This is a genomic window from Ruegeria sp. (genome assembly GCF_965221235.1).
Lineage (GTDB): Bacteria > Pseudomonadota > Alphaproteobacteria > Rhodobacterales > Rhodobacteraceae > Ruegeria.
The window spans coordinates 2,549,828-2,562,352 of the sequence record NZ_CBDCRS010000004.1 but is presented as its reverse complement, the minus strand read 5'-3'; the positions used below and the strand labels follow the sequence as shown (position 1 = coordinate 2,562,352).

15 protein-coding genes and 1 pseudogene are annotated in these 12,525 nt (G+C 56.9%); 7 read left to right on the top strand and 9 right to left on the bottom strand.

Annotation, left to right across the window (positions count from 1 at the left end; all coding sequences use genetic code 11):
* Positions 1-9: 9 nt before the first annotated feature.
* The 3 genes and pseudogenes from ACOQOY_RS16110 to ychF all read right to left on the bottom strand — a co-directional run bounded on the left by ACOQOY_RS16110 (position 10) and on the right by ychF (position 2,672).
* The gene (locus ACOQOY_RS16110) at positions 10-543 is read right to left on the bottom strand and encodes a hypothetical protein (RefSeq protein WP_420586374.1); all 534 of its coding nucleotides are present in this window, start codon (positions 541-543) and stop codon (positions 10-12) included.
* A 126-nt stretch (positions 544-669) separates the two neighbouring features.
* Positions 670-1,382: pseudogene (locus ACOQOY_RS16105) on the bottom strand (IS5 family transposase).
* Positions 1,383-1,574: 192 nt separating this feature from the next.
* On the bottom strand, positions 1,575-2,672 hold the full coding sequence (gene ychF, locus ACOQOY_RS16100; protein WP_420586373.1) for a redox-regulated ATPase YchF: 1,098 nt from the start codon (positions 2,670-2,672) through the stop codon (positions 1,575-1,577).
* Positions 2,673-2,872: 200 nt separating this feature from the next.
* Here ychF and ACOQOY_RS16095 point away from each other — a divergent pair, with 200 nt between their 5' ends.
* From ACOQOY_RS16095 to ACOQOY_RS16065, 7 genes are all read left to right on the top strand, one after another.
* A complete protein-coding gene (locus ACOQOY_RS16095) occupies positions 2,873-3,358 on the top strand; it encodes an acyloxyacyl hydrolase (RefSeq protein WP_420586372.1) in 486 nt (161 codons plus the stop codon).
* 78 nt (positions 3,359-3,436) lie between these two features.
* Positions 3,437-4,228 carry a tryptophan synthase subunit alpha gene (gene trpA / locus ACOQOY_RS16090; RefSeq protein WP_420586371.1) on the top strand — a complete coding sequence of 264 codons (792 nt, stop codon included), beginning with the start codon at positions 3,437-3,439 and terminating at the stop codon, positions 4,226-4,228.
* Positions 4,229-4,365: 137 nt separating this feature from the next.
* On the top strand, positions 4,366-5,532 hold the full coding sequence (locus ACOQOY_RS16085; protein ID WP_420586370.1) for an alpha-hydroxy acid oxidase: 1,167 nt from the start codon (positions 4,366-4,368) through the stop codon (positions 5,530-5,532).
* 166 nt (positions 5,533-5,698) lie between these two features.
* Positions 5,699-6,355, top strand: coding sequence for a 50S ribosomal protein L25/general stress protein Ctc (locus tag ACOQOY_RS16080; RefSeq protein ID WP_420586369.1), 657 nt, complete (start codon positions 5,699-5,701; stop codon positions 6,353-6,355).
* Between the two features lie 126 nt (positions 6,356-6,481).
* Positions 6,482-7,162, top strand: coding sequence for an aminoacyl-tRNA hydrolase (pth, locus tag ACOQOY_RS16075; protein ID WP_420586368.1), 681 nt, complete (start codon positions 6,482-6,484; stop codon positions 7,160-7,162).
* A gap of 82 nt (positions 7,163-7,244) precedes the next feature.
* Positions 7,245-8,408 carry a serine hydrolase domain-containing protein gene (locus ACOQOY_RS16070; protein WP_420586367.1) on the top strand — a complete coding sequence of 388 codons (1,164 nt, stop codon included), beginning with the start codon at positions 7,245-7,247 and terminating at the stop codon, positions 8,406-8,408.
* A gap of 9 nt (positions 8,409-8,417) precedes the next feature.
* A complete protein-coding gene (locus ACOQOY_RS16065) occupies positions 8,418-8,795 on the top strand; it encodes a DUF2237 family protein (RefSeq protein ID WP_420586366.1) in 378 nt (125 codons plus the stop codon).
* A gap of 28 nt (positions 8,796-8,823) precedes the next feature.
* On the opposite strand, the gene ACOQOY_RS16060 is transcribed toward ACOQOY_RS16065, so the two are convergent.
* The 6 genes from ACOQOY_RS16060 to ihfB form a co-directional block, all read right to left on the bottom strand.
* The gene (locus ACOQOY_RS16060; protein WP_420586365.1) at positions 8,824-9,420 is read right to left on the bottom strand and encodes a hypothetical protein; all 597 of its coding nucleotides are present in this window, start codon (positions 9,418-9,420) and stop codon (positions 8,824-8,826) included.
* Positions 9,421-9,481: 61 nt separating this feature from the next.
* Positions 9,482-10,729, bottom strand: a complete 1,248-nt coding sequence (trpB, locus tag ACOQOY_RS16055; RefSeq protein WP_420586364.1) for a tryptophan synthase subunit beta — start codon at positions 10,727-10,729, stop codon at positions 9,482-9,484.
* Positions 10,730-10,796: 67 nt separating this feature from the next.
* Positions 10,797-11,132 (bottom strand): hypothetical protein, encoded by a 336-nt coding sequence (locus ACOQOY_RS16050; RefSeq protein ID WP_420586363.1) that lies wholly within the window; start codon positions 11,130-11,132, stop codon positions 10,797-10,799.
* Between the two features lie 46 nt (positions 11,133-11,178).
* Positions 11,179-11,820: a phosphoribosylanthranilate isomerase gene (locus ACOQOY_RS16045; RefSeq protein ID WP_420586362.1), complete on the bottom strand. Its 642-nt coding sequence runs from the start codon at positions 11,818-11,820 to the stop codon at positions 11,179-11,181.
* 9 nt (positions 11,821-11,829) lie between these two features.
* Positions 11,830-12,180 (bottom strand): lipopolysaccharide assembly protein LapA domain-containing protein, encoded by a 351-nt coding sequence (locus tag ACOQOY_RS16040; protein WP_420587257.1) that lies wholly within the window; start codon positions 12,178-12,180, stop codon positions 11,830-11,832.
* 6 nt (positions 12,181-12,186) lie between these two features.
* A complete protein-coding gene (gene ihfB / locus ACOQOY_RS16035; RefSeq protein ID WP_037310872.1) occupies positions 12,187-12,471 on the bottom strand; it encodes an integration host factor subunit beta in 285 nt (94 codons plus the stop codon).
* Between the last annotated feature and the right edge of the window lie 54 nt (positions 12,472-12,525).

Below are 12,525 nucleotides of genomic sequence, written 5' to 3'. Positions count from 1 at the left end.
GTACCGGATTTAGTGCAAACAAGGATTTTCTACGGACGACGGTAATCTGTCCGTGATCGCCATACGAAATTCTCTGTTTTCGTATGCAAAGGCTGCGGCCACGACTAAACGTTCGTTTTCTCCGCAGCGCACTCTGACCGGGTTAAAAGTTGTTTTGTCATTAAAATTGACGAGATTATTTTCCGCCGATTGAGCAACTTGGTTTTGAGTTTCCGACCAAGCCTGAACGAGTGATCCCGCGAGCCTTGGCTCCAAAGCCGGATTGGCCGCGATGACGCACATAAACCAACTTCCTTGGGACGATACCGCACTTGCGACCAAAGAGGCGTTCGGGTTGAAAACCGCCACTTCATGCAAGCCACCGACATTCACAAGCGGTTCAGCTGATTCAAGGCCATCGAAAACAGAGACGTCTTGATCGAAGACGATCGTCTCACAAGCATCCAACATCTGGAACCAATTATCTGTTTCCGCTGTTTCAGCTAGGGATGAAGTTCCGAAAGCAACAGAGAGCAAGAGCGATATCTGAGAAATATGACGCATAAAAACCTACTGTTTGATTGCATTTGCAAGCACGCTGCGCGGTCAAACTCACCAGAACACCGTCGTCAATTCAATAGCCGTGAGAACTGGCAACAGAACAACTACGGCACTAGGGTCTGTTGACAATCAGCGTGCGGCGACGAGCATAGCGCAGAGGTGCCAGTTAGCAGCGTAACTGATGTCGGTCTTGTCGTATCGCGTTGCTATACCTCTGAATTCCTTGATCTTTGCGAAGTAATTTTCAATCAGATGACGCCACTTGTACATGTGGGTATCGTAGTCTCTCAGCATTTTTCGGTTCGATTTTGGCGGGATAACAGCAGTAGCGCCGCGCTCATCAAGGTCTTTCAGAAGCCAATCAGAATCGAAGGCTTTGTCGGCCAGCAAAGCTCCGAAGGAGACATCCTGGATCAGGGGAGCAACTCCTTTCATGTCGTGTGCTTGCCCCGGTAGAAGCAGAAAACGGAACAAGTTGCCGAGCGCATCGACCAGGGCCACAATCTTGGTCGTCAGCCCGCCGCGAGAGCGTCCGATGGCTTGATGCTGAGTCCCCCTTTTGCGCCCGACGCCTTCTGATGGACTTGCACAATTGTTCCGTCGATCAGAGCGTATTCGAGGTCGGGCTCTCTGCTTATAGCATTGAAAAGACTCTCAAACACACCGGCTTTGGCCCATCGACGAAAGCGTTTGAAAACCGAATTCCAGTTACCGAAATCCTTGGGTAGGTCACGCCATGGCGCGCCTGTTCGTACGCGCCAAAGTACCGCTTCCATGAACCGTCGATTATCCTGACCCGTCGCCCCCGGGTCACCGGCCTTGCCGGGCAGGAGCAGCGCCATCTTCTCCCAAAGATCATCCGAAATCACAAAACGGTTTTCGTCCATTCAAACCTCCATTTTGGAAACTTGAATCAGAGTTCAGACAAATTGTGAATCCCAAATGTCAACAGACCCTAATCGACATCGCCAGAATCGAACCGAAGCCGAGTGACCCCATCTCAAAACGAATGAAGCAAGGCTGTGTGCAACACCTTACGTATTAAACAAGAAATGCATCACATCGCCGTCCTTGACGATGTAGCCCTTGCCCTCAGCCCGCATCTTGCCCGCCTCTTTCGCGCCCTGCTCACCGTTCGCGGCGATGTAGTCATCATAGGCGATGGTCTCGGCGCGGATAAAGCCTTTCTCAAAGTCACCATGGATCACGCCTGCGGCCTGCGGCGCGGCGGTGCCGGTGCGGATGGTCCAGGCGCGGGCCTCTTTCGGGCCGACGGTGAAGTAGGTTTCCAGCTTAAGCAGGTCGTAACCGGCGCGGATCAGACGGTCGAGTCCGGGTTCTTCTAAGCCCATCTCGGTCAGGAACATCTCGGCTTCACCTGCTTCCAGCAGGCTGATCTCTTCTTCGATCTTGGCGCTGATGATGACGTGCGAATTGCCCTGCGCGGCGGCCATCTCGGCAACCTTGGCGGAGTACTCATTGCCCTCGGCGGCTTCTTCCTCGGACACGTTGCACACATAGAGCACAGGCTTGGTTGTCAGCAGTTGCAGCATCTTCCAGGCCTTGGCGTCTTCGTCGGACACTTCGACCAGACGCGCGGGTTTGCCGTTTTCCAGCATCGCTTGCGCCTCGGCCAACAGACGGTCCTGCTGTTGCGCCTCTTTGTCGTTACCCTTCAGCTTGCGCACCAGATTGGCGCGGCGCTTCTCGATGCTTTCAAGATCGGCCAGCATCAGTTCGGTCTCGATGGTGTCCGCATCGGCCACGGGGTCGACGCGGCCATCCACGTGGGTCACGTCGCCATCTTCGAAACAGCGCAATACATGGGCAATGGCGTCGGTTTCGCGAATGTTGGCCAGAAACTGGTTGCCCAGCCCTTCGCCCTTAGAGGCCCCCTTCACCAGACCCGCAATATCCACGAACGTCATCCGCGTGGGAATGATCTGCTTGGACGCAGCAATCGCCGCCAGCTTGTCCAGACGGTCGTCAGGCACAGCCACATCGCCCACATTGGGCTCGATGGTGCAGAACGGGAAATTCGCCGCCTGAGCAGCAGCTGTCTTGGTCAGCGCATTGAACAAGGTCGACTTGCCAACATTCGGCAGACCCACGATTCCCATTTTAAAGCCCATCACGGCCTCCTGCATACCATTTGCGGGGTGCTTCTATGCAGGTCCGGGTCAATGCGCAAGCCAGAGCGACGAAACGCGCCAAAAGCCTAATATGCAACATCACAGGATTGTTCGTCAGACGTGAGCTTGTCCGGATTGAAACCCCGGCCCTAAGATCACCACGTAGGACGTTGTGAACAATCAAATAGTGAACTCCAGATATGAAGCATTATCTAACAGCCTTCGCGCTGGTTCTTGCGGCCCCAACCGCACAGGCCCAGTCTGTTATCTTCGGTGCCGGGTACTCTGATTTCTCGGACAGCGCAGCCAGAGACGAAGCCATTTTCTCGCTGGAGTACCAGCACCGGCCCTTTCATGAGGCGACACGGTTTTCGGCCACGTGGGGCAGCGCGCTTTCCGTGGACACGGCAGGTGACTTTCACATCGGTATCGGGCTGGTCGGCATTTATACCTTTGCAGACAATTGGTTTGTCGAAGGCAGCGTGATGCCCGGCTATTTTTCGGACGGTAACAGCCTGAATGACCTTGGCGGCGAGTTCCAGATTCGCAGCCTGCTGGGCGTCGGGTACACGTTGGACAGCGGCAACAGGATTTCGCTGGCGATCACGCATAAATCCAATGCCAGCACTCAGGACGACAACCCCGGCGTCAACTCGGCCTTGCTGCGATATCATTACGCGTTCTGAAGCAATCTGACCCGGCGGGATTGATTTCCGGGCAAAGTTTCTGCACATCAGGTCCAACTCTGAATGCAAGGACTGCTGATGACCCGTATTGATGCCAAGTTCGCCGCCCTGAAAGCCGAAGGGAAAAAGGCCTTTGTCGCTTATATCATGGCGGGCGACCCCGACTATGACACCTCGCTAGAGGTGGTCAAAGGCCTGCCGGGTGCCGGTGTCGACGTCATCGAACTGGGCCTGCCGTTCACCGACCCGATGGCTGACGGCCCAACCATTCAGGCCGCGGGTCAACGGGCTCTGGATAGGGGCATGACCTTGCAGCGGACGCTGGACCTGGCCCGGGCCTTCCGCGAAACCGACGACACAACGCCGATTGTTCTGATGGGGTATTACAACCCAATCTACAGCCGCGGCGTTGACACCTTTCTGGCTGACGCAAAGGCTGCCGGTATCGACGGTCTGATCGTTGTGGACCTGCCGCCGGAAGAAGACGAAGAGCTGTGCATTCCCGCGCAGGCCGCCGGTCTGAATTTCATCCGTCTGGCCACTCCGACCACGGATGACAAGCGCCTGCCACGGGTTCTGCAAAACACGTCGGGATTTGTGTATTACGTCTCGATCACAGGCATCACCGGCGCCGCCGAAGCTGAAGCCACCAATGTCGGCCCGGATGTCGCCCGGATCAAATCCGCAACCGACCTGCCTGTGATCGTCGGCTTTGGCATCAACACGCCCGAGAAATCGCAAGCCATCGCCAGTGTCGCGGACGGGGCCGTGGTCGGCTCGGCCATCGTCAGCCAGATCGCGGCCGGCAAACCCGTGGCCGAGGTTCTGGACTTTGTGAAAACCTTGGCCGACGGCGCGCATTCTGCCTGATCTTTTGCCCCTGAGGCACGGCCCCTGAAACCGTGGCGCTCCACCGGCGCGCTGCGGCATACCCCTTCCAAGATCAATTGCGCCAAGTGAATTGGGCCAGTAGAACTGGTTCACACATTCACTAAAGGCGCTGCTCCATGCCCGTTATCACCACCATCGAAGACCTGCGACGCCTGTATGAACGCCGCGTGCCGCGGATGTTCTACGACTATGCCGAAAGCGGCAGCTGGACCGAGCAGACATTCCACGACAACAGCTCCGATTTCGCGGATATCCGTCTGCGGCAACGGGTGGCGGTGGATATGGCCGGGCGATCCACTTCATCGCAGATGATCGGTCAGGACGTTGCCATGCCGGTTGCGCTGGCTCCTGTCGGACTGACCGGGATGCAGCATGCGGATGGTGAGATCAAAGCCGCCAAAGCTGCCGAGGCATTCGGCGTACCCTTTACCCTGTCGACCATGTCGATCAACTCAATCGAAGATGTGGCCGAGAACACGGCAAATCCCTTCTGGTTTCAGCTATATACGATGAAGGATCAGGACTATGTCAGCCGCCTGATCCAGCGTGCGAAAGATGCGAAATGTTCGGCGCTGGTGATCACATTGGACCTGCAAATCCTGGGGCAGCGCCACAAAGACTTGAAAAACGGTCTCTCCGCGCCGCCAAAACTGACCGCAAAGACCTTGGCAAATCTGATGACCAAGTGGTCGTGGGGCATCGAAATGATGCGCGCCAAAAGGCGCGAGTTCGGCAATATCGTAGGTCACGTCGAAGGCATCTCCGACGCGTCATCTCTCGGCGCATGGACGGCGGAACAATTCGATCCCAGCCTCGATTGGGCGAAAGTCGAAAAACTGATGGAGCAATGGGGCGGCAAGGTGATCCTAAAAGGCATTCTGGACGCCGAAGACGCGAAAATGGCCGCAAAGCTGGGGGCGGACGCTATTGTCGTATCCAACCACGGCGGCCGCCAGTTGGACGGTGCACTCAGCTCAATTCGCATGCTGCCGCAGATCATGGACGCCGTGGGCGACAAGCTTGAAGTCCACCTCGACAGCGGCATCCGGTCCGGTCAGGATGTTCTAAAGGCATTGGCTCTGGGCGCCAAAGGCACCTATATCGGCCGCGCCTTTGTCTATGGTTTGGGTGCGATGGGTCAGAAGGGTGTCACCACTGCGCTGGATGTCATCCACAAAGAACTCGACACCACCATGGCGTTGTGTGGTGAGCGTAAGGTGACCGATCTGGGCCGCCACAATCTGCTGATCCCCGAAGATTTCGGAGGGCGCTGGCAAAGCTGAAATGCCCGAAAGGGGGCTTCTGCCCCTGCCTACCGTATCGAGCGACTCGCGCAGAATGAAAAACCGCCAAATACCCCTTTCCAAACCCAATGAATCAAGCTAAGGACGCGGCTTCACGCGGGCATACAGCCTTGGAGGATGCCCGCCCTAACATTGGAGAATTATCATGGCTGGAGAGATTCCTGATCTCGTAGCTCTGGAACGGACGGGGACAGGCAAGGGCGCCGCTCGTCAAGCACGCCGCGACGGCATGGTTCCGGGCATTGTTTTTGGTGGCGACAAAGAGCCGCTGCCGATCCAGATCCCGTTCAACGTTCTGTTCAAGCGCCTGAAAGCAGGCCGGTTCAAGTCGACCCTGTGGAACCTGAAGGTTGAAGGCCACGAAGACGTTCGCGTCATCTGCCGCGACGTTCAGCGTGACGTTGTCAAAGACCTGCCGACTCACCTGGACCTGATGCGCCTGCGTCGGACCACCAAGATCGCGCTGTTCATCCCGGTTGAGTTCATCAACGAAGAAGAAGCGCCCGGCATCAAGAAGGGCGGCGTTCTGACCGTTGTTCGTCCGGAAGTCGAACTGCTGTGCACCGCTGGTGACATTCCTGAGAAGATCACCGTCGACGTGACCGGAATGAACATCAACGACGTCGTCACCATCTCCGCGGTTGACCTGCCCGAAGGCACCAAGCCGACCATCGACCGTGACTTCGTGATCGCCAACGTTTCGGCACCGACCGGTCTGTCGACCAGCGACGATGAGGAAGAAGGCGAAGAAGTGGCCGCAGACGAAGTTGAAGTCGTCGGTCAGGAAGAAGCAGAAGAATAAGTCCGGACCCATTGTTCGGATTTTGAAACGGGGCTCATTTCGGGCCCCGTTTTCTTTTGGCCAACGGGCTGGAAAGTGGGTGGCATTCCGTGCCATCAACCAACTGCATCGCACAAGGACGAGAGTATGAAACTGTTTGTCGGATTGGGGAACCCGGGCTCGAAATATGCCCGCAACCGGCACAATATTGGGTTTATGGCCGTGGATCGGATCGCCGACGATCATGGCTTTGGCCCGTGGAAATCCAAGTTTCAGGCCGAGATCGCCGAAGGGCGTCTGGGCAGTGAAAAGGTGCTGTTGATCAAGCCGCAAACTTTCATGAACCGCTCGGGCCAGTCGGTGGGCGAAGCGATGCGGTTCTACAAGCTCGACTCGACCGACGTGACCGTTTTTCACGATGAGCTGGACCTCGCCCCCGGCAAGGTGCGCGTTAAAGCGGGCGGTGGACATGCCGGACATAACGGCTTGCGCTCGATCCACGAACATATCAGCCCGGCCTATGATCGGGTGCGGCTGGGGATCGGCCATCCGGGCCGCAAAGAGATGGTCTCTCCTTACGTTCTGGGCGATTTCGCCAAAGCTGATGCCGATTGGCTGGATGATGTCCTGCGCGGCGTGTCGGATGGTGCCGGGCATTTGGCCGACGGCGATGGCGGCAAGTTCATGAATGCGGTTGCGCTGCGTACGGCCCCTCCCCGGTCGTCAAAATCGCCAGCGGAGAGCCCGAAACCTGGCAGCAAGTCGACACCTGAGCCTGAAGTCGATGATCGCTCGGCCATGCAAAAGCTGTTGGACAAATTCAAATAGCGCTTACCCACGTGCCGTAACGTCCCAATTGCAGATCGCACGCAGGCGCGGTCCAATAGGGCATGTGGAGGGGAGGCGACACATGAGAGTTGTGTTGAAGTGGATGCTGCGCATCCTTCTGATGCTGGTATTGGCAGCGGTCGTTGTAGGTGCTTGGAAACGCGAAGAGATTCAACGTCTTATGGCAGTGAACTCTCTGTTTTCCGAAGACAAGATCGTTCACAACTTTTCTCATATGGATGAGGCCTTTCTCACAGTTCCGCTGCCACGCGGCGATGGCCCAACTTGGGAGTTGCCCTATGGCCCCGGCTTTGATTTGCCCGAAGGTACCGATGACTGGATCGAAGACCGCGCCGTGACGTCTCTGCTGGTGATGCAGGACGGGCAAATCCGGTTCGAAGAATACTATCTGGATACCGGTCCTGAGGACCGGCGGATCTCCTGGTCGGTTGCCAAAAGCTATCTCTCAGCCCTGTTCGGAGTCCTGTTAGCCGAAGGCGCAATCGAGTCGTTGGACGATCCGGTCACGAAATATGCGCCGAAACTGGAAGGCACTGCGTATGACGGAGCCACGATCCGCAACGTGTTGAACATGGCCAGCGGTGTGACCTTTAACGAAGACTATTTCGATCCCAATTCGGACATCAACAGGATGGGCCGCGTGGTGGCCTTGGGCGGAGAGCTGGACGATTTCGCGGCCTCACTGCAAAACACGTTCGCCACCCCGGGTGAGACTTGGCAGTATGTATCCATCGACACCCACGTGATCGGTATGGTGATCAGGGGTGCGACCGGTCGCAGCGTTTCTGAGCTGCTGACCGAGAAGGTCATCCAACCTCTTGGATTGGAGTATGACGGCTATTATGTGACCGACGGCGCAGGAGTTGCCTTTGTGCTGGGCGGGCTAAACTTCACGACCCGCGATTTTGCGCGCTTTGGTCAAATGATTCTGCAAAACGGCGAACATAACGGTCAGCAACTTGTGCCCGCAGACTGGATCGCCGAATCCGTCCTGCCCAGCGCCCCAACTAAAGCGGGCGAGATCGGCTATGGTTATCAGTGGTGGGTGCCCATTGGTGCGCATGAGGGCGAGTATCTGGCCCGCGGTGTCTATGGTCAGTACATCTATTTCGACCAACCGCGCGGGGTTTTGATTGTCACAACCGGAGCGGATCGCAAATTCCGCGACGAAGGTGTGAACGAAGCAAATATAGAAATGTTCCGCAAGATCGCCCAAAGCCTGTAAGGTGGGGCCATGCAAAAACAAGACAGTATCAATGTGTTGGGCGGAGTGCTCGCCCCGTGTTCCCGTGATCCGCTGACCGGATTCTTTCGGGACGGTGCCTGCAATACCTGCGTCGAGGATCAGGGCAGTCACACGGTGTGCGCTGTGATGACGGCCGAGTTTCTGGCCTATTCCAAATACGTCGGCAATGACCTGAGCACGCCGCGGCCCGAGTTGGACTTTCCGGGCCTGAAACCCGGTGACAGTTGGTGCCTGTGCGCGGGGCGTTTCCTTCAGGCGCATGACGAAGGCTGCGCGCCGAAGGTACATCTTGAGGCGACCCATCAACGGGCGCTGGAGACTGTACCGCTGGACATTCTCCAGCAACACCGGGTCACGAGTTCTTAGTAGAAGCGGCGGATCTTTTCGCCATCGTTCAGAAGAATTCGCAATATTTGGCGACAATCAAACTCAACATACCTGCCGATAAAGCAAGGCTCGTCCAGTTGACCCACTGAATGCTGTGTACATCCAACATCCAGGAAAGCCTGCCAATCTTCTTTTTGTAAGCGCGGTCGGCCTGAATGTGAATCTGGGCCAAGCGATGATGATGGCGCGCCAGATACCGCGCCTCTGAGCTTTGCTTGTAGTAATAATAGTAGGCGGTGCTGTTGCGAAAAGAGGCAATCAGAACCACACTGCCCAGCGCCAGAAGAAACGCCAGCAACGCGAAGAACTGCACAGGGTTCATCTCGCTCGTCTCAAGTACCTGAACGCAAAAGAAAGCGATTCCACCACTTAGGGTCAACTGGACTGTCAAAATGCCGAGTTGCTGCGCATTCAAAGCTGACATCCTGGCCTCGGATATCTCAGCGACAATCAAGGCGGCGGCAATTCCCTCGTCGCTATAGGCGCGGTACAACTTTGGCCTGTTCCTGCTCACAGTGGATTTCACCCGATGCCTGCCGGGCTGAGGATGCATCGCGTCCAAATAGGTGTCCTGCCAAGCACCGTAGTCGATTTTGTCAGGCATAGACAGTGCACCTCATATCATCTGAACAATCAGACAGATACTACTGTGGCACCCATGTCAGTCAATCCGCCGTGCGGCCCTCGGTGTCCGACATATCGAAGTTCAGGTACTTTGCCACGGTCTGCACGTCCTTGTCGCCGCGTCCGCACATGTTCATGCAGATCAGGTGATCCTTGGGAAGGTTCGGAGCGATCTTCATCACATGCGCCAGCGCGTGGCTGGGTTCCAGAGCCGGGATAATCCCTTCGGTGGCGCAGCACAGCTGGAATGCCTCCAATGCCTCTTTATCTGTGATCGAGACATAGTTCGCACGGCCAATATCGTTCAGCCACGAGTGCTCAGGGCCAATACCCGGATAGTCCAGACCGGCTGAGATTGAATAACCTTCCAGAATCTGACCGTCATCATCCTGAAGTAGATAGGTGCGGTTGCCGTGCAACACGCCCGGACGACCGCCGGTCAGCGAGGCGCAATGCTCCATCTTTTCGTTCACACCCTTACCGCCGGCTTCAACACCAATGATGTTAACGTCCTTGTCGTCGAGGAACGGGTAAAACAGGCCCATCGCGTTCGAGCCACCGCCAATGGCGGCGATGATCGTGTCTGGCAGACGGCCCTCGGCCTTCATCATCTGCTCTTTCGCTTCCTTGCCAATGATCGACTGGAAGTCGCGGACCATCGCCGGATACGGGTGCGGACCGGCCACAGTGCCGATGCAGTAGAACGTGTCGCGGACGTTGGTCACCCAGTCGCGCAGCGCGTCGTTCATGGCGTCTTTCAGCGTGCCACGACCTGAGGTCACAGGGATCACCTCGGCCCCCAGCAGACGCATGCGGAACACGTTCGGGGCCTGACGCTGCACGTCATGCGCACCCATATAAACCACACATTTCAGGCCGAACTTGGCGCAAACGGTGGCGGTGGCCACGCCGTGCTGCCCTGCCCCGGTTTCCGCGATGATCCGGGTCTTGCCCATACGGCGCGCCAGAATGATCTGGCCCAACACGTTGTTGATCTTGTGCGCGCCGGTATGGTTCAGCTCATCGCGCTTGAGGTAGATTTTCGCACCGCCCAGATGTTCGGTCAGGCGCTCCGCGTAATACAGCGGCGAGGGGCGACCCACATAGTTCGCCCACAGATCGTCCATCTCGGCCCAGAAGGTGGGATCGTCCTTGGCCTTTTCATATTCCTCTTCCAGCGACAGAATCAACGGCATCAGCGTTTCGCTGACAAACCGCCCTCCGAAGATGCCGAAACGGCCCTGCTCGTCGGGGCCGGACATGAAGGAATTGAAAAGATCATTGGCCATGGGTGTCTCCATCGTCGTATGCGTTGTTCATAGGAGGTGCCGACGGGATTTGCCATGCCAAAACGCACTATTCCGCCGCCTGAACATGTTGCGCCCAAACCTGTAACGCCTGATCCCTGCTGGGCACGGCGATGCATGGGAAATGATGAAACTCGTTCACATCAGCCAACCGCGAGGCCGCCTGCACCACGCGGCGGTGGGGACCTGAATGGGCGAAGGTCAGCATCGCCTCAGCGTCTTGCCAGACGCTCAGCGAGAAATAGAGCCCCTGATGCGGGAACACGTCTGCTTGCAGACACAGTGGATCGCCACGCGCCTGCAACAAAGCCTGATGAGCGCGCCAAAATAACTCCGGCCCGTAGTACCAATGTTTCAAGGAAACTCCACCAATCGCTGCCAGCATTTCCGTGCACCCCCTGACGGAGATACGCGGTCAGCTGGCAATCAGATCACCGGGTGGCGTCGATAAAGGCCCGCATCAATGCAGCATCCTTGACCCCGGGCGCGCTTTCCACACCAGAAGCGACATCGACCTGACGCGCTCCGGTCATACGGATGGCTTCGGCGACGTTTTCCGGGTTCAGCCCACCGGCCAGCATCCAGGGCTTGCGCCAGTATTTGCGCCCTGCCAGCAATCGCCAGTCAAACGCCAATCCGTTTCCGCCCGGCAGCACCGCATTTTTCGGCGCCTTGGCGTCAATCAAAAGCTGATCCGCCACATCGCTGTAAGGATCAATCGCAACCAGATCTTCGGCATCAGCAACCCCGATAACCTTGATCACCGGCAGGCCATAGCGGGCCTTGACCTCTTGCACCCGTTCCACACTTTCCGACCCGTGCAGCTGCAACATGTCAACCGGGGCGGTCGCGGTGATTTCATCCAAAAGCGCATCCGAGGCATTCACGACCAACGCCACCTTTGCCACTCCAACCGGAACATGACCAGACAAAGATGCGGCCTGTTCAGGTGAGACATATCGCGGTGATTTCGGGAAAAAGTTGAAACCCAGATACCGCGCCCCGGCATCCACCGCAGCGCGCACGTGATCAGGGGCGGTCAGACCGCAGATTTTGACAGATACATCCGACATTCAGGTGCCTCAGCTGGCTTCGTCCAGCAGTGCCAGAACTTCGTCCTGCCCTTCATTCTGCTTTTTCTTGAGCTTCTTGACCTCACGCTCGAGCTTGCGCACTTCGCTTTTCTTCGCAGTGGCGTCGCGGCGATGCTTATGTTCACGCATCCACTCCCACAGGAAGCCGATGATCAGACCGGCCACCACACCGCCCAGCACCACAAGGAACAGGGGCAGCGACGTGCTGAGGTTGAAACCCACCAGCTCGGCAAAAACATCCGGCATAAGTTTGAGTTCCACCGCCTCGTGATTGGCCAGAGAGATGGAGATGAGAACGATCCCGAGGATCGCCAGAAAAGCATATCGAATGTAGCGCATCATGCCTTAGGCTTTACCGTTCAAACGGTCCCTTAGCAACTTGCCGGTTTTGAAAAATGGAACACATTTCTCTTCGACCTGAACCGTCTCGCCAGTGCGGGGGTTACGGCCCACACGCGCGTCGCGCTGTTTGACCGAGAACGCTCCGAACCCGCGCAGCTCAACACGGTCGCCGCGCGCCATTGCATCCGTCACTTCTTCGAACACGGTATTCACGATCCGCTCGACATCACGCTGATAAAGGTGCGGGTTTTCGTCGGCGATTTTCTGAATCAGTTCTGAACGGATCATAAGCGTTCCCCTCCCAGGCGACCGGTTAACCATCTCTATTGTTCTGGACAGTAT